This is a genomic window from Anaerostipes sp. MSJ-23, assembly GCF_018918155.1.
Taxonomy (GTDB): Bacteria; Bacillota; Clostridia; order Lachnospirales; family Lachnospiraceae; genus Anaerostipes.
The window spans coordinates 129212-146795 of record NZ_JAHLPY010000004.1 but is presented as its reverse complement, the minus strand read 5'-3'; the positions used below and the strand labels follow the sequence as shown (position 1 = coordinate 146795).

Below are 17584 nucleotides of genomic sequence, written 5' to 3'. Positions count from 1 at the left end.
GGGATAAACGCTGAAGGCATCTAAGCGTGAAGCCCCCCTAAAGATAAGATTTCCCATACCGTAAGGTAGTAAGACCCCTTGAAGACGACGAGGTAGATAGGGCAGAGGTGGAAGTGCGGTAACGCATGGAGCTGACTGTTACTAATCGGTCGAGGCTTTAACCAAAGAAGGTTGTGTGAAAGAAAGATGTGAATAGATCTTGTATGATGTTTTGAAGGTGCAAGCAATTGCAGCTCAGGTATTCCTCGATAGCTCAGTTGGTAGAGCACACGGCTGTTAACCGTGCTGTCGCTGGTTCGAGCCCGGCTCGGGGAGTTTCCATTGGGGAGACCAATAAAAAAAGACCGTGAAGCGGTCAAAGAAAAAAGGCTCCATGGTCAAGTGGTTAAGACACCGCCCTTTCACGGCGGTAACACGGGTTCAAATCCCGTTGGAGTCATTGCATTAAGCGAAAAATGAGTACTATTAGTCTCAGATATGCCGTTGTGGCTCAATTGGCAGAGCAGCTGATTTGTAATCAGCAGGTTACCGGTTCAAGTCCGGTCAACGGCTTCAAAGGACCTTTAGCTCAGTTGGTTAGAGCAATCGGCTCATAACCGATCGGTCCGGGGTTCGAGTCCCCGAGGGTCCATTGAACAATATAAGTAAAACATTCTGGCCCGGTGGCTCAGCTGGTTAGAGCGCCGCCCTGTCACGGCGGAGGTCGTGGGTTCGATTCCCATCCGGGTCGTTTAAGCTGGTTTGTAGCTTATTTTTATGGGATCATAGCTCAGCTGGGAGAGCATCTGCCTTACAAGCAGAGGGTCACAGGTTCGAGTCCTGTTGGTCCCATTTATATGACTTAGTTTTGAGTCATATGCCGCAGTGGCGGAACTGGCAGACGCGCAGGACTTAAAATCCTGTTCGAGTTAAATCGAGTACCGGTTCGATTCCGGTCTGCGGCAGTTTAGGTATTGACATTACATCAAAGATGTGATAAAATATCTAATGTTGTCAGAAATGATAACAATTAAATATGTGGGCGTAGCTCAGCTGGATAGAGCGTCTGGCTACGGACCAGAAGGCCGGGAGTTCGAATCTTCTCGCCCACGCTGAAAAGATCTGTTCTTGTAACAGATCTTTTTTTGTATCGTGGAAACAAAGTTTTCTATGTATAAAAGTGTTTTGTTTTTGTGAAGATACAGAAAAAGTGGTATCAAACAAACTGGAAAGGAAAATATATTATGAGGAAATACAAAGGAATTATTTTTGATCTGGATGGAACATTATTAAACACAATTTATGATCTTGCAGATAGTGTGAATGAGGCAATGGAAAAACTTGGATTTCCTTTACATAATGAAGAGGCTTATAAACAAAAAGTTGGAAATGGTTTTAACAAACTGATTGAACGAAGTCTTCCAGAAGATCAAAGAGTGGAAGAAATGATACAAAAAGGTTTAAAATTGTTTGTGGAAGCTTATGATCGCAGATATCTGAATAAAACAGTACCATATGAAGGGATTGATGACTTATTAAAAGAATTACCGAAGAAAGGGATTCAAATAGCAATTAATTCTAATAAGCGAGGCGATTATACAAGAGCACTTGCGGATAAATTTTTTAAAGATGTTCCATTTGTCGCTGTTTATGGAGAAAGAAAGAATGTTCCCAAAAAACCAGATCCAACCGCTGCATTAGAAATTGCACATCTTATGGATTTAAAACCAGAAGAAATTCTTTATATTGGAGATTCCAGTACAGATATGATAACCGGGAAAAATGCAGAAATGGATACCGTTGGTGTCGCATGGGGATTCCGTGGAGAAGAAGAGTTGCAGGAAAATGGAGCTGTTTATATTGCAAAAACAACAAAAGATATTTTAAATCTTGTATAATCATGCAATTAAGAAAAAAATATAAGATCATGAAAGTCTGAAAAATAAGGGTTTTCATGATCTTTTTCTTTTTTATAGAAAAAATTGGTTGACAATTTTGTAGGAATCTTTTATGATAACTGTATCATTAAAACTAATACAGTTAATACAAAAAGGGAAAGGAGGGTGATCAGGTGTTCCGTATTAATCCGGCCAGCGGAAAGGCAATTTATGAACAAATCATGGACCAAGTAAAGGAAGCTGCCTGGAAAGGATATTTACAACCAGGTGACGCTTTACCGTCGATCCGGAAATTGGCAATGAACCTTCAGGTAACTCCGAATACGGTCGCCAAGGCATATCAAATGCTAGAAAAGGAAAGGGTGATCGTTACGATGAGAGGAAAAGGGGTATTTCTCTCGGAGAAAAAATCATATGGAATCGATCCAGGCAAACTAGAGGACATAAAGGAAAATATAAGAGGACAACTTTTAGAGTTGATATATTTAGAATTTGATGAAGATAAAATACTTGCTTTGATCGATAAAATCTATAAGGAATTGGAAGGTGAGGAAAAATGAAAGTGATGGAAATAAAAAATGTAAGAAAATCTTATGGGAACAAGGAAATCTTACATGGTGTGAATTTATCTGTAGAGGAAGGAAGCATTCATGGACTGGTAGGAAGAAATGGATGTGGAAAAACAACATTGATGAAGTGTATGACTGGAATTTATAAGCAGGAAGAAGGCGAAATTCTAATAGGGGGACAGCCAGTTTATGAAAATCCAGAAGTAAAAGCACAAGTTGGTTATGTTGCAGACAGCAATCAGTATTTTGATCATTATCGTATTGATGAGATGGTTGAATTTTATAGACAAATGTATCAATCTTTTGATCAGCAGGCATTTTTTGATTATAACCAGTGTGTTGGACTTGAATTCTCGAAAAGAATTCGAGAACTTTCTAAAGGACAGTCCATGGCACTTGCTTCAATGTTAAATCTTTCGATTCATCCGAAAATCATAATTATGGATGAGCCATTATCAGGACTTGATGTAATTGTTCAAAAACAAGTGAAAGATTTTATTATCAATGAAGTTGAGATGAAGGGAATGTCTGTTTTAATTTCATCTCATGATCTTAAGGATTTGGAAAGTTTTTGTGACTCCATTAGTATGATGAAGAAAGGAAAAATTATTCATGAAGGTACGATAGACGATGTAAAAAGTGATTTTGCAAAAATACAAGTTGTATTTTCTAATGGACTTCCTAATGGATTGTCTGAAATTCCAGGATTGGTTACTTATTCTAATCTCGGAAGCATTTATACGATGATTTTGACTGGCTATTCAAATGTAATTGAAAAGACACTGAAAGAAATGGGAGCAAGTTTTGTAGAGGAAATCCCAATGACACTGGAAGAAATTTTTATTTATAGCAATCAATAGGAGGAAGAGCATATGAAAAAAATATTTCGAAAATATGGGATTCTCCTTCCTGCAGCCGCTATTTTTTGGGGGATTTATATTTCTAATCTTCCGATTCCGGATTTTACAGAAATTAATATTTCTTATTTTATTACAGATAAAATGCTATATGGCTGGAGAATTTTATGGATTTTATATTTAATTGCAGCCGCAGGGATTACCTATCATTTGCAAAATCAAAAAAAATGGGAATATATTTATAGCTTTCCAATGACAAAAAAACAAATTTACAGACAAAGTTTTTTAGGATTGTATATTTCCATGATTGTGTCAGCAGTTATTTATGGAATTTTCTTTTATGTGCAAGGAATGAGGATTTTTACAAAGGCACAGCAATCATCATCTGTAATAGAACTGCTGGCTAGTACATTTGTTAATATTGCAATTTTGTTTGTTTGGTGTGCATTTACACAGTTATGTATGATGATTTTACAGTATGTTTGGCAAGGGGTAGTTGTTTCCATGATTTTGGTGTTTTTCGGAATTCCATGTATCGTGTCAAATTTTGGATATTTGATTGAAAATGTAGGACATTTTAAAAGCAGGGAAATTTTTGGACATATTTTTTATGGTATGGATAAAGGAATTTCTTTAGTTCCATATTTATCGAATCTTTGTTCCAATAATTACAGACAGGAAAGTGCTTTTCAACATTTATGGACAACACATTTTACAGGAATTGCTTTTATAATTTCTGCCTTTTTACTAGTACTTGCTTTTCTTGTGTTTTTTGTTGCACAAAAACAGTTTTATAGACTTGATCTTTCAGGAAATGTACTGATCAGCCGTATGAAAGGCAAATGGAATCAAATAATCCCATCATTACTTGCTGGAATTTTTGCATTTCATTGGATCACAAATGCTCAGATGATCGGGTGGAACTTTCAAAAGGGAGATCGGCTTATATTTTTTGCAATGATGTTTTTGAGAAAGCGGTCCGTAGGTGTAGCAATGATGCCTGCATGGAAGATATGTATGACTTTCATTCTTTCTATGGCAGTCATGTGGGGAATCGTATGGATTTTAAGAATGATAAGGAGGAAAATCAATGAAGGGGCTTCATAAATATACAAAAAGGAATATGATGATCATCACCTTATTTTTTACGATCTGTGTTCTTTTCTATTTTCATATTGCCTATGTGGATGTGATTAGCGGATATAAGGATGCAGTATATGATTGTCAGATGCAGTCTTATGATCCTTGGCCAGGATTATTTTTAGAAGAGTTGGAAAATTCGTTAGGAAGAATTTTTTATTTCGTTGTGATTCCATTAATTCTTGCGGTTGCTTTACAGCATAGAGGAGATAAGGTAGGAAAGGCCGGAGAATTTTTGGCTTCGCTGCCAGTAAAAAAAGAAAAAATCTTTAAAAATCGTTTTTTCATTGGTGTGTTAATGTATACCATTCCGTGGTTATTTGTTCTTATTGAAGTGATCGTCGTTCGAATGCGGTATGATGGATGGTATCAAGAAAATTTAGCGCCGTTAGAGTATGCTTCTTATTATTTAAAACATGATAATGTTCAGAGTTTGGTTTTTTATATGATTTATTTATGGTTGCTTCTTACCATGGTCTATGTATTAGCGACATGGGTGCAAAATATTTGCCGTCGACCATGGATTGCAGCAGCAATTACTTATGGTATGGTTATATTTCCCTATATTATTGATATGTGTATTGAAAAAGCGTTGAATTGGAGTATTCAAGAAAGTATAGGATCATTAGGATTACTTTCAGTTTTTGGTGTGGGAGATGTGACAAAAGAATTGTGGAATGTGATAGATCAGGGATCAAATAGTCAGTATGGATTTTCTTATCTACCTAATATGGTCCCAATCTTTGTAATTCAGATGATCTTTATTGTTGTGTTTTTCATTTGGTCTTATCAGATTTATATAAAAAAGGACTTATCGGAAAAGCAGGAATGGATGTATATTCCATGGATGGCAACAGCAACAGGTTTTGGATTGTGCTTTAGCATTGTAACTTTTATTCTTATCATGGGATTTGGACTTGAACGTTGGATGTCCAGCGGGAGAGGAGCACTTATTAGTTGTTTGTTATTATCTATTTTGATTGATTATTTGATCACTCGATGGAAAAGAAAGAGGAGGATGGGATAGCGATGGTATTTTCAAAGCTTACGATTGTTGTATTGTTGATTTTGATTGTGTTTATAATTGCAATCGTTGTTTGGTTTTATCAGAAATCATCAAAAATCGAAAAATTCTATGCGAAAGTCGACCTTTCAAAAAGAAATCATTGGAAATGTTGTCTTCTTGCGATCATATCACTGGCAATTTTACTTGTTTTTGGATATCAGATTGGAATAGCAATTCCGGAAACAAAGACGGATATTCCAGTGAAAGCGGCAGGCACTGTACAGAAACCAAAAACAGGTTCTTATGAGGAGGGAGAGAACAAAAACTATAAGAATGTATTAAAAAAGTTGTATGGGGTAATAAAAAAAGAATATAACAATTATTGTAATGACCAAGAGATGGCGTCTTTTCATGATTGGACGATGTTATATGATGATAGCCAATTACAAGTATTTTCAGCAGAAGATTATTTGATGGGAGATGTACCTGCTCATCTACAGGAAACGCTAAATGAAACAAAATTTTATAAAATAATAAAAACAAAAGATAGTGATCTTTGTGAGGCTTATCATACGTTACCAAAAACGAAGAAGAAACAATTACAAAATCTTTCCTGGAGAGAAAAGAAAGGTATTCTTTATGCAGTTGAAGGAGAAGAAGTGCTTGCTGGAACAGCACAAATGTCTTTAGCAGATAGTTCTTTGATGAAAAGACTAGAACAAGCTGGATTTCATGGAATTTGTTCTTGGATGAGATCTTGTGATAGAAAGAAAAATAGCATAGAAGTAAGTGTAGGAAAAAAAATAAAACCATTTTATGATACGGATCAGATGTATACATTTGAAAGTCAAGGTGTTTGTTTCTATTATAATCATAAAATATTCTCTATGAAGGCAAGCCGGCAAAAAATGGAAGAGAAAAAAGATATTTATACAAAATTACCGCAAGAAGGTATTGCTCAATGGCAACTTGCAAACATCAATACTGGTGGAATGTACGATCAGGTCAATTTCATGAAATATGACTGGGATAATGCTTATTACAAGAAAAATATCAAATTGATGTTAAAAAATGATCAAATCATCTATATGTCGATTGCTGCAGACTTTTTCTCAGAAACTTATAATGAGGAAGCTGAAAATGCAATCGTGGCAGTGAAAACTGGTTTTTATAAGAAAGAGCAGCCGTTCATAAGAGGATGTCTTTTAAAAATGGGAGCTGCAGAGAATGAGGCAAATCAATGGATTTCAAAGTTCTCTTTTAAACAGAAGAAAAAAGAGGGAAACATTGGAAAACTTTCTTACAGGATAGAACAAGCAAATGTAGATCAGCGAATAAAATATCGAGTAGTAATTTCCAAAAACTAGAAAAAATATATGGAAATAATTGACAGGGAAACTAAGTTATGGTAAATTATGGGTAGAAGGTGCTCAAAGATGCACAAAAAAATCCCCTATTTTCGTAAAGCTTGGTTTCCTTTTGGCGCTTCTGCCAATCATACCCCAACTTTTCGTAAATGATCTTTATTGAATAGCATTACAATTCATATATAAGTATCCTCTATCTTTCATCATCGTCTTTGGGCACTTTCTTTTATATATAATATGGTAAATAATAGAGAATTTTTTTGTATATGATAAATACATGGGAATTTTCATGACAAACAGGAAAGAATATGTTATGATAATACTTTAGTTAGAAAAATAAAAGAAAATTCACATACAGGAGGAAATATCATGCCAGTAAAATATGTATTTGTTACCGGTGGAGTTGTATCCGGACTTGGAAAAGGAATTACAGCAGCTTCTTTGGGACGATTACTAAAAGCAAGAGGCTATTATGTAACAAGTCAGAAATTCGATCCCTATATCAATATTGATCCGGGAACTATGAACCCAATTCAGCACGGAGAGGTTTTTGTAACCGATGATGGTGCTGAGACAGACCTGGATCTTGGACATTATGAAAGATTCATTGATGAAGGATTGAATAAGAAGTCAAATGTTACAACCGGAAAGGTTTACTGGAGTATATTATCAAAAGAACGTCGTGGAGATTACGGTGGAAATACAGTACAGGTAATCCCGCATGTTACAAATGAGATTAAGAGTCGTTTTTACAGAAGCGACGATACAAGCAGACAGGAAGTTGCAATCATTGAAATTGGAGGAACTGTCGGAGATATCGAAAGCCAGCCATTCCTGGAAGCATTAAGACAGTTCCAGCATGAAGTAGGACATGAAAATTGTATTCTGATTCATGTAACTTTAATTCCATATCTGAAGAGTTCAGGGGAATTAAAAACAAAACCAACACAGGCAAGTGTAAAAGATTTACAGGGAATGGGAATTCAGCCAGATATTCTTGTATGTCGTTCAGATTATCCTTTGGATGACGGAATTAAAAGAAAGATCGCTCAGTTCTGCAACGTGGAAAAGGATCGTGTAATTCAGAATCTGGATGCGGAAATTCTTTATGAAGTACCACTGATGATGGAAAAAGAACATCTGGCGCAGGAAGTATGTGCATGCATGAATATGTCATGCCCAGATCCAGACCTTGATGGATGGAAGAAGATGATTGATGACTGGAAACATCCAAAACATTCGGTGGAAATTGCTCTTGTTGGAAAATATGTATCTCTTCATGATGCCTATATCAGTGTTGTAGAATCTTTACAGCATGCAGGAGTAGCGAACTCTGCAGATGTTAAGATTCGCTGGGTAGATTCTGAAAGAGTTAGCTCTTATAATGTTGATGAAATGTTAAAAGGTGTTCATGGAATTCTTGTTCCAGGTGGCTTTGGTGATCGTGGAATCGAAGGAATGATTTGTGCAATCAAATATGCAAGAGAAAATAAAATTCCATACCTTGGACTTTGCCTTGGAATGCAGCTTACGATTGTAGAATTTGCAAGAGATGTTCTTGGATATGCAGATGCACATAGCATGGAATTTAATCCAGATACAAAACATCCAATGGTTCATATTATGCCAGATCAAGATGGAGTAACAGATCTCGGTGGAACATTACGTCTTGGATCTTATCCATGTGTACTTGCAGAGGGCTCAAAAGCATATGAACTTTATGGAGAAAAAGAAATTCATGAAAGACATCGTCATAGATATGAAGTAAATAATGAATATCGTGATGTCCTTCAGGAAAATGGAATGATGTTGTCTGGATGCTCACCAGATGGAAGAATTGTGGAAATGGTAGAAATTCCAGATCATCCATGGTTTATTGCAACACAGGCACATCCAGAATTTAAATCAAGACCAAACAAAGCACATCCTTTATTTAAAGGTTTCATCGAAGCAGCGTTAGAACATCAGAAATAAAAAATAATAAATAGACATTTGTTTCAGAAAAGCACTGTGGGGGCCGGAAGGTTTTTAGAAAAGCAAAGAATCCCCTATCTCTAAGTGAAGTGAAGGTAGCGGGAGAAATTGTGAAAGTAACTTAATGACAGCGGTGGACGGAGAGATCGATATCCACCGCTGACACAAGGTCAAGCATAGTTGATATGAGGCCGATATGTCAGGCTTCGTGAAATGATCGACTGTGAGTTGAAACAATGAGAGGTAATAGCGAGTGAAAGTAAAAGGTGTAAGACTTTATGGAGTCAAAGACATCCGTCTGGAAGAATTTGAACTTCCAGAAATTGAGGAAGATGAAATTTTATTAAAAGTGATTTGCAACGGGATTGCAATGTCAACGCTTAAGGAAATCACTTTAGCACAACGTCACTTAAGAGTACCAAAAAATATCAGAGAAAAACCAATTTTGATCGGTCATGAATTTTCAGGCACAATTGCAAAAGTAGGGAATAAATGGAAAGATCAGTATAAAGAAGGGGAGCATTATGTGATCATTCCGGAAATTCCAGGACAGATTGAATCTCCGGGATATTCCTATCCTTATTTTGGAGGAGCAGCAACATACTGTATTATTCCAGGAGATGTCATAGAGAAGGGATGTTTGATGCATTATGATGGGGAAGCTTACTATGAAGCAGCCATGGCACAGGCATTATATAGCATTGTTGGAAGTTTTTATTCTAATTATCATAGTAAATCAGGATCTCATGAACATATTACCGGAATTAAGGAAGGCGGTAATACGATCATCCTTGGAGGCTGTGGTCCAATGGGAATGATGGCTATTCGTTACGTTCTTCAAATGAAAAAGAAACCAAAACGGCTTGTCGTAACAGATAATAATATGGAACGAATGAACCGGGCAAGAAAACTAATTTCTCCACAGGAAGCATCTAGACATGGTGTAGATCTATATTATATCAATGCAGATATGGTGCCGGATCCTGCACCGGTTTTATTAGCAGTCACAAATGAAAAAGGATACGATGATGTTTTTGTTTATGCACCACCAAAAAATGTAGCAGAACTTGGAAATCGTATTATGGCAATGGACGGATGTATGAATATTTACGCCTCCACTGCTGACAAAAAATATCGTGCAGGAATGAATGTTTATGGAAGTCATTATTTAAAAACAAAGTTAATTGGAACATCCGGTGGTTTACGGTCTGATATGGAAGAGGCTATAGATATTATTTTAAACCATAGAATTAACGTGGCAGATAACATTACCCATATTGGTGGAATGGATGCATTGGTAGATACAACGCTATATTTAAAGAAAATGCCAGGCGAAAAGAAGATTATATATAATCAGATTCAGATGCCATTAACGGCAATTGAAGATTTCCGAAAATTAGGTGAAAAGAATCCAGTATTCACAGAACTTGCGGATGCTTGTGATCGTTATGGTGGATTTTGGAACAAAGAGGCAGAAACTATTTTATTAGAAAATTTTAAAAAAGAATAGGGAAAGAAAAATCAGCGATAAAAAAGCCGCTGATTTTTTTGATTTTATGGATATTATTTTAACTGTTGCAGACGCCATGTTAAGCTTCGTATTGTAAAAAAATGCTAAGAAAAAAGTGGTAAAAGAATGGTCAAAAATGTTATGATAAAGATAGAAAAAAAGAGAAAATGATAAATCAATGACAGGAGGTGAAAAGTGAAAAAATATATTTCATCCATGTTGCTTTTTCTTTTATTTGAAATCGTAGCGGTGGTTTTATGGATTACGAAAAATAACTTGTTTTATCTATGGAATTTCTCGTATATTGGAGGATGTCTAAGTATAGGAACTGTATTATTTACAGCAGGTAAAAAACATGCTAGGCAATTCGTACAAATAGCAGTGGGAACATATATGTTCGTTTATCTTGGATTATTTTCTCGTGAAAATATGCAAATAGAAGGATTTTGGTATTATTTGTTTCTTGGGACATTTGAAGCGGCGACGATTCATTATGTGGTGGCAAAAATTTTGGGACCTGTATTTTTTGGACGCGGCTGGTGTGGATATGCATGTTGGACAGCGATGATTCTCGATCTTTTGCCTTATAGAAGACCAGAAAAACCGAGAAAAAGGAATCTTGGGATATTACGTTATGTAATGTTTTCTTTTTCATTGGCATTGGTAATAGGCCTTTTTCTTATGAAGATAAAAAGTATGGAGTCTGTGATGTTCTGGTTATTTCTTGCTGGAAATATATTTTATTATGCAGTTGGAATTTTGTTAGCCTTTGCTTTTCGTGATAATCGTGCTTTTTGTAAGTACCTCTGTCCGGTTACTGTATTTTTAAAACCGATGAGTTATTTTTCAATTTTGAGAGTTCACTGTGATGAATCTAAATGTATTCATTGTAACAGGTGCCTGCAAGTGTGCCCTATGAATGTAGAGGTTAATAAAAAATCCCGTAAGAGAAAAAATAGTACAGAATGTATTTTATGTTATGAATGTACAAAAGTATGTCCAACCAAAGCGCTACATTAAATTATAAAAGAAAGGATGGAAAGGAGATTTATTATGGATCGGTTGTTAAAAAGTATCATAGGAATTTTCTTAAGTTTTGGACTAATCTTTAGCATGATGGGGAATGATGTATGGGCAGATACAGAGAGTAAATGGATGAATTTGGATACAGAAGTTAAATCTATGACAAGTATTCGGTTGTCTTGGAAGAAAAAGGCAGTGGCAAAGTATCGGTTATATCGAGCTGCTGAAAAAAACAATGGGGATATTAGAAAATATCAAAAGATCGCGACAATTAGTGGAAAAAAGACAAGTTATTTAGATAAAAAACGAAAGAAAAAGACGATGTATCATTATATGATTCGTGGATATGATAAAAAAGGAAATCTTAAATACCGTGGAGAGGCAGAAGATTATACGGGTCTTTGGTGCAGTTTTTTTGAATATCAAATTCCTGATGCGAAATATAGTACAGAGGAAATCCAATTGCAGTTATGTTCCAGTGAAGGGTTAAAACCGGATGCCTATTGCATTTATCGTAAGCAGAAAGGAGATACAGCTTACCACCTTTTGAAGGTAGTAAAGAAAAAAACGTGGTATGTAGATTATAGAGATAAAGCAGTAAAGAAGGGCAAAGTATATTTTTATAAATTTCGAACATACAAAACGATTGGAAAAAAGAAATATTATAGTAAGTATTCTAATCAGATTAGGATGTCTGCGACGAATCAAGTAGGAATCTTTAAGGCAAAGATTGTGGAAGATCAGCAAAATCATGAAGATGAAATTACTTTTATGCTAACAAGCCAGGATGGAAATGGTGAAATTATTTTGCAAAATTGTGCAGGTTTTCGTGTGGAAAAGCAGGATGGAAGTTCTGTCGAAGGAAATGTGAGAGCTATAGAATACAGCAAGGACGGAAATGTTTGGACCAAAGTTGATCAGGAAAAGGAAGGCAATGAAATGGCAACACTGAATGCAGGGAAAAATATTTGGATTAGAGGAAAAGTTTCTGAACAAATAAAACCTTTGGATCAGTTACAGGAATTTAAACTTTATATGGAATGGTTAAAATATAATGATTTGCAAAGTAGCCTTGAAATTGATTTAATCGGTGGTGATTGTTTCACGTCTGTCATAGAAGAAGCCTATCATTAGAAAAAAAAACAACCATTAGCAACATGCATATTATACATAGCTTTTGGTTGTTTTTTCTTTTTTTATTTTGTTCTCATAGCACGGATGGAGTTTAAGATACAGATCATGGCAACTCCAGTATCTGCAAATACAGCCATCCACATATTGGCAAATCCCAAAAGTCCGAGAATCATAACAAGAACTTTGATGATGAGAGCAAAGATCACATTTTGCCATGCAATACGGCAAGATTTTTTTCCAATTTTAATAGCAGTTGGAATTGCACTGACACTTGACTGCATGAAGACAACATCAGCGGCTTCGATAGCGGCATCTGCACCACTTCCCATTGCAGCACCGCAGTCAGCACCGGCAAGTACTGGTGCATCATTGATTCCATCACCGATGAACATGACAGAACCATGTTTGCTTCGTTCTTCTTTTAAACGGGCAAGTTTTTCATCTGGAAGCAAACGGGAATAAACAGCATCAATTCCAGTTTCTTTTGCAATAGCATTAGCACTAGTTTCAGAATCTCCAGTTAACATAACAGTATGAAGTCCCTGAGATTTTAATGCCTGAATCGCAGATTTTGCATCGTCTTTTAGTGTATCAGAAATAATAATATATCCAATAAGGACTCCATCTTTTGCAATAAGAACTTCTGTACCATAGGCAATAGAATCAGGCTTATTTCCTTTTATGTGGTAGAGATCCATTAATTTCTGGTTTCCAGCAAGAACTTCACTTCCATTGATGGTAATAACAGAACCATGCCCAGCAATTTCTTTTACAGAATCAGCAGATGGATAAGTGATTTCTTTTTCTTTTACAGCATCCATAATACTTTTTGCGATCGGATGTGTAGAGCCGGCCTCACAGGCAGCAGCATAGGAAAGCAATTCATCTTTGGATTCTTTTCCAAGAGGAATGATATCTTGCACTTTAAAGTTTCCTTTTGTGATGGTTCCAGTTTTATCCATAACAACGGATTTTACATTTTTTAGAGTTTCTAGTGCAACTCCACCTTTAAAAAGGATTCCCTTTTTTGATCCAGCTCCGATTCCTGAGAAAAAGGCAAGTGGTACACTTAAAACAAGAGCACATGGGCAACTGATAACGAGGAAGGTAAGTGCAGTATAAATCCAATGATTCCAATGACCAGTTATAATGGAAGGAATGATAGCGGTTGCAAGTGCAAGACATACAACAAATGGTGTATATACTTTAGAAAAACGAGTAATAAAACGGTCCATTTTTGGTTTGCTTGCAGCGGCATTTTCTACAGAATCCATAATGCGGGTTACCATAGACTCTTCTAAGGGCTTTTCTACCTTCATGTGGATCAATCCGGAAGTGTTAACACAACCAGAAATAACAGAAGAACCAGCAGAGATTGCAACAGGTACGGGTTCACCAGTTACCGGGGAAGTATCTACCATTGTTTCGCCTTCGGTTACAATACCATCAAGAGGAATACGATCACCCGGGCGAACGACAACAATATCACCAATTTCGGCGTCTATTGCGTCAATATCTGTAACGCTCCCATCTTCATCGACATAGTGGACAACTTCCGGCCTCATATCAATAACATCCATGATTTGAGAACGACTACGTTCTACGGCTTTATCTTCGAATAATTCTCCAATGCGGTAAAAAAGCATAACACCGACAGCTTCTGCAAAGTCTCCGACGGCAAAAGCACCGATTGTTGCAACACTCATCAAAAAATTTTCATCAAATACTTGACCGCGTGTGATATTTTTTAATGCGGTCATCACGATTCTGGCACCAAGAATGACATAAGCGACGATAAAGCAGGCATCAGCAGCCATAAGAAAAGAAGGTTCTAAGATTTTTCCAGCAATAAATAAGACAATACCGGAAATAATACTGATCAAAGCTTTAGTGTCTTCTGACATCTTAGAAGATGTTTCTTTGGTTGTATTTGATTCTTGGCGGCGATCCGGACGTAAGACAACATGAACTTGAGGTTCAATGGATGAACAAATTTCTTGAATTTTTGGAAGAAGTGACTTAGCATCAGGTGCCCATACACGAAGCTGTTTTGTAGCAAATGCAAGATTTGCAGCTTCTACTTCTGATAGATTTCCAATTTGTTCTTCCATTTTTCCAGCACAATGGGCACAACCAAGGTTCTCTACAATAAAAATGGTAGGTGTTCCGGTTCCTTCATGAGCAGCAGCTACATCGCCATGATGGTGGTGATGCTCTTCGTGTTCGTGATCATGGCCGCAGCAGCAGTCGTCATCGTCACAGCAGTCATCGTCATGATGGTGGTGATGTTCTTCGTGTTCATGATCATGGCCGCAGCAGCAGTCGTCATCGTCACAGCAGTCATCGTCATGATGGTGGTGATGTTCTTCGTGTTCATGATCATGGCCGCAGCAGCAGTCGTCATCGTCACAGCAGTCATCGTCATGATGGTGGTGATGTTCTTCGTGTTCATGATCATGGCCGCAGCAGCAGTCGTCATCGTCACAGCAGTCATCGTCATGATGGTGGTGATGTTCTTCGTGTTCATGATCATGGCCGCAGCAGTCGTCATCATCACAGCAGTCATGATCATCATGATGTTCATGTTTATGTGTTGGCTTGGTGTTTTTCCTTTTTCGAGATGTTTTGTCAGCTTCATGTAGAAGAACATCTGGTTCAATACTAGAACAGATGTTCTGGAGCTGTGGAAGAATATCTTCTTTCATTGTGTCCACATAGAGACGTTTCATTGGAAATGAAATTGAGGCATTGGTGACTTCAGGAAGTTTATTAATTTTTTCTTCCATTTTTGCAGCACAATGAGCACAGCCAAGATTTTCAAAATCATACGTCTTTTTCATAAAATCCCCTCCTTTTTTATAGGTATGTAAGTTTATAGCTTTTTATAACGATTAAATGATTGCTTAATTGTTTATGAGTTAAATATAAAACATTAAAAAAGTGATGTCAATACTTTTAAGAGAAAAAAATGAAAAACTATTGTCAGATAAAAAAAAACGTGGTACGATATTTTCGTATCAAAAGAAAATAAAAATAAATGAAAAAACAGTTGGAATATTTTTATCATTTTAGGAGGAACAGCATGAATGTAAAAGGTGTAAGACTATACGGAAAAGATGATATTCGTCTGGAAGAATTTGAACTTCCGGAAATCAAAGACGATGAGATTCTTGTAAAAGTTATGAGTGACAGCATCTGTATGTCAACATGGAAAATGGTAAAACAAGGAGCAAATCATAAAAGAGTTCCTGCGGATGTAGCAGATCATCCGGTTATTATTGGACATGAATTTGCAGGAGATATCGTTAAAGTAGGGAAGAAATGGAAAGATCAGTTTCATCCGGGACAAAAGTTTGCACAGCAGCCGGCAATTCCTGGACAGGCAGAATCTCCAGGATATTCTTATACGGAATGTGGAGGGGCAGCAACATACTGTATCTTCCCAAATGACATTATTGAAGCAGGGTGTTTATGGACGCATGAAGGGGATTCTTATTTTGAATCTTCTGTAGCAGAACCAATGTGTTGTGTTATTTGTGGATACAAGACCAATTATCATACAAAGGATCGCTATGAACATGTGATGGGAACAAAAAAAGGTGGAAGCATCGCAATTCTTGGTGGATGTGGACCAATGGGACTTGGTGCTGTAAGCTATGCACTTGCTATTGAAAATAAGCCTGCAAAATTGATTGTTACAGATATTGATGATGCGAAGCTTGAAAGAGCAAATGAAGTGATTTCTGTAGAAGAAGCAAAAGAAAAAGGTGTAGAACTTGTTTATGTCAATACTGCAAAAATGGAAGATCCTGTGGAAGGATTAAAAGCATTATCTGTAGATGGAAAAGGATTTGATGATGTTTTTGTTTATGTACCAGTTCGTGCAGTTGCAGAACTTGGAAATAAGATTTTAGGTTATGATGGATGCATGAATTTGTTTGCAGGACCAACAGATCCTAATTTCTCAGCGGAAGTCAATCTTTATGATTGTCATTATAATGCGACAAGAATTCTTGGAAGTACTGGTGGAAGTATTGATGATATGAAAGAAGCGATCGATCGTGCTGCAAGAAAAGAAATTAAGCCATCGGTTATGATTACGCATGTTGGAGGAATTAATTCTATTGTTGAAACAACAAAAAATCTTCCAGACATTCCAGGTGGAAAGAAACTGACATATCTCCATATTAATATGCCAATGACCGCTATTTCTGATTTGAGAAATCTTGCAGCAGAGGATCCATTTTTTAATGAACTTGCAGATATTTGTGATCGGCATAATGGTCTATGGAGTGCAGAAGCAGAAAAAGCATTATTAACACATTATGGTGTAGAATAAAGAAAGGAACGAAGAGATTATGTTTGCACAGGAACGACGTGAGCAGATTATCAAACAGCTTCGAATAAAAAAGAGAATAGAAGTAAGGCAGCTGGAAGAAATCTTTCAGGTAAGTGGTGCAACTCTCCGTACAGATTTAAGGGAGCTTGAAAAAGAAGGAAAGCTTTTAAGAACCCATGGTGGGGCAATGCTTTTGGAAAATGATTTGCAAAAAGAAGACATTCTTTCAGGAAGAAAAAATATTGAGCAAAAGAAGTTCATTGCCCAAACAGCTATTGATTATATCAAAGAATATGACAGTCTTCTTCTTGACAGTGGATCTACGACTCTGGAATTTGCCAGGGAGCTGAAGAATTTTAAAAACTTGAAAGTGATTACGAACGATCTTCAAATAGCCTTAGAATTACAGGAAAATCCTTGGATCGAGTTGTATTTGATTGGTGGAAAGGTGAGAAATAGATTTCGTTTGACCAATGGAGTTATATCGCTTGATTTTATTAAAAATATAGCAGTAGATAAGGTGTTTCTTGCGCCAAATGCGCTTTCTGCAATGGATGGAGCAACAACAAGCAACGAAGAAATGCGAGCGATGAAACAGGCGATGATGGCTTCTTCTACAGAATCTTATATGCTTTGTGATAGCAGTAAAATTGGAAAACGAGCGTTTTGTAAATTCGCAGATCCATCAGAATTTCAGATGATGTTTACAGATAGCGGGATCAGTCAGAAGGAAAAAGAAGCTCTCGAAAAAAAAGGAATGCAAATTACGATTTGTGAATAAGCAGAAA

The 17584-nt window shown here is 36.6% G+C and carries 13 protein-coding genes, 8 tRNA genes and 1 rRNA gene; 21 read left to right on the top strand and 1 reads right to left on the bottom strand.

The window, feature by feature from the left end; genetic code table 11:
• The 19 genes from KQI71_RS05220 to KQI71_RS05130 all read left to right on the top strand — a co-directional run.
• Positions 1 to 165: ribosomal RNA gene (locus tag KQI71_RS05220) — 23S ribosomal RNA — on the top strand; the annotation flags it as partial.
• Between the two features lie 77 nt (positions 166 to 242).
• Positions 243 to 315, top strand: a tRNA-Asn gene (locus KQI71_RS05215).
• Between the two features lie 52 nt (positions 316 to 367).
• A tRNA-Glu gene (locus KQI71_RS05210) sits at positions 368 to 439 on the top strand.
• 40 nt (positions 440 to 479) lie between these two features.
• Positions 480 to 552: transfer RNA gene (locus KQI71_RS05205), tRNA-Thr, on the top strand.
• 5 nt (positions 553 to 557) lie between these two features.
• A tRNA-Ile gene (locus tag KQI71_RS05200) sits at positions 558 to 631 on the top strand.
• A 25-nt stretch (positions 632 to 656) separates the two neighbouring features.
• Positions 657 to 730: transfer RNA gene (locus KQI71_RS05195), tRNA-Asp, on the top strand.
• Between the two features lie 28 nt (positions 731 to 758).
• Positions 759 to 831: transfer RNA gene (locus tag KQI71_RS05190), tRNA-Val, on the top strand.
• Between the two features lie 27 nt (positions 832 to 858).
• Positions 859 to 944, top strand: a tRNA-Leu gene (locus KQI71_RS05185).
• A gap of 73 nt (positions 945 to 1017) precedes the next feature.
• Positions 1018 to 1091 (top strand) — tRNA-Arg (locus KQI71_RS05180).
• A gap of 132 nt (positions 1092 to 1223) precedes the next feature.
• Positions 1224 to 1877: an HAD family hydrolase gene (locus KQI71_RS05175; RefSeq protein ID WP_216434749.1), complete on the top strand. Its 654-nt coding sequence runs from the start codon at positions 1224 to 1226 to the stop codon at positions 1875 to 1877.
• 173 nt (positions 1878 to 2050) lie between these two features.
• Positions 2051 to 2437, top strand: coding sequence for a GntR family transcriptional regulator (locus KQI71_RS05170; RefSeq protein ID WP_216434748.1), 387 nt, complete (start codon positions 2051 to 2053; stop codon positions 2435 to 2437).
• Positions 2434 to 3306 carry an ABC transporter ATP-binding protein gene (locus KQI71_RS05165; protein ID WP_216434746.1) on the top strand — a complete coding sequence of 291 codons (873 nt, stop codon included), beginning with the start codon at positions 2434 to 2436 and terminating at the stop codon, positions 3304 to 3306. The genes KQI71_RS05170 and KQI71_RS05165 overlap by 4 nt, the downstream gene beginning before the upstream one ends.
• Positions 3307 to 3318: 12 nt before the next feature.
• Positions 3319 to 4410, top strand: a complete 1092-nt coding sequence (locus KQI71_RS05160; RefSeq protein WP_216434743.1) for a hypothetical protein — start codon at positions 3319 to 3321, stop codon at positions 4408 to 4410.
• On the top strand, positions 4394 to 5470 hold the full coding sequence (locus KQI71_RS05155; protein WP_216434742.1) for a hypothetical protein: 1077 nt from the start codon (positions 4394 to 4396) through the stop codon (positions 5468 to 5470). Before KQI71_RS05160 ends, KQI71_RS05155 begins: the two co-directional genes overlap by 17 nt.
• Positions 5471 to 5472: 2 nt before the next feature.
• Positions 5473 to 6816 carry a hypothetical protein gene (locus KQI71_RS05150; RefSeq protein WP_216434740.1) on the top strand — a complete coding sequence of 448 codons (1344 nt, stop codon included), beginning with the start codon at positions 5473 to 5475 and terminating at the stop codon, positions 6814 to 6816.
• Positions 6817 to 7185: 369 nt separating this feature from the next.
• Complete coding sequence (locus KQI71_RS05145) at positions 7186 to 8790, top strand: CTP synthase (RefSeq protein ID WP_216434738.1); 1605 nt, start codon at positions 7186 to 7188, stop codon at positions 8788 to 8790.
• Between the two features lie 253 nt (positions 8791 to 9043).
• Positions 9044 to 10300, top strand: coding sequence for an alcohol dehydrogenase catalytic domain-containing protein (locus KQI71_RS05140; RefSeq protein WP_216434736.1), 1257 nt, complete (start codon positions 9044 to 9046; stop codon positions 10298 to 10300).
• A 216-nt stretch (positions 10301 to 10516) separates the two neighbouring features.
• Complete coding sequence (locus tag KQI71_RS05135) at positions 10517 to 11320, top strand: 4Fe-4S binding protein (protein ID WP_216434768.1); 804 nt, start codon at positions 10517 to 10519, stop codon at positions 11318 to 11320.
• Between the two features lie 33 nt (positions 11321 to 11353).
• Entirely contained in the window at positions 11354 to 12457 is a 1104-nt protein-coding gene (locus KQI71_RS05130) for a hypothetical protein (RefSeq protein WP_216434734.1), read from the top strand.
• Between the two features lie 62 nt (positions 12458 to 12519).
• On the opposite strand, the gene KQI71_RS05125 is transcribed toward KQI71_RS05130, so the two are convergent.
• On the bottom strand, positions 12520 to 15297 hold the full coding sequence (locus KQI71_RS05125) for a heavy metal translocating P-type ATPase (protein ID WP_216434733.1): 2778 nt from the start codon (positions 15295 to 15297) through the stop codon (positions 12520 to 12522).
• A 242-nt stretch (positions 15298 to 15539) separates the two neighbouring features.
• Here KQI71_RS05125 and KQI71_RS05120 point away from each other — a divergent pair, with 242 nt between their 5' ends.
• A complete protein-coding gene (locus tag KQI71_RS05120; RefSeq protein WP_216434731.1) occupies positions 15540 to 16796 on the top strand; it encodes a zinc-binding dehydrogenase in 1257 nt (418 codons plus the stop codon).
• 19 nt (positions 16797 to 16815) lie between these two features.
• A complete protein-coding gene (locus KQI71_RS05115; RefSeq protein ID WP_216434729.1) occupies positions 16816 to 17577 on the top strand; it encodes a DeoR/GlpR family DNA-binding transcription regulator in 762 nt (253 codons plus the stop codon).
• Positions 17578 to 17584 lie beyond the last annotated feature (7 nt).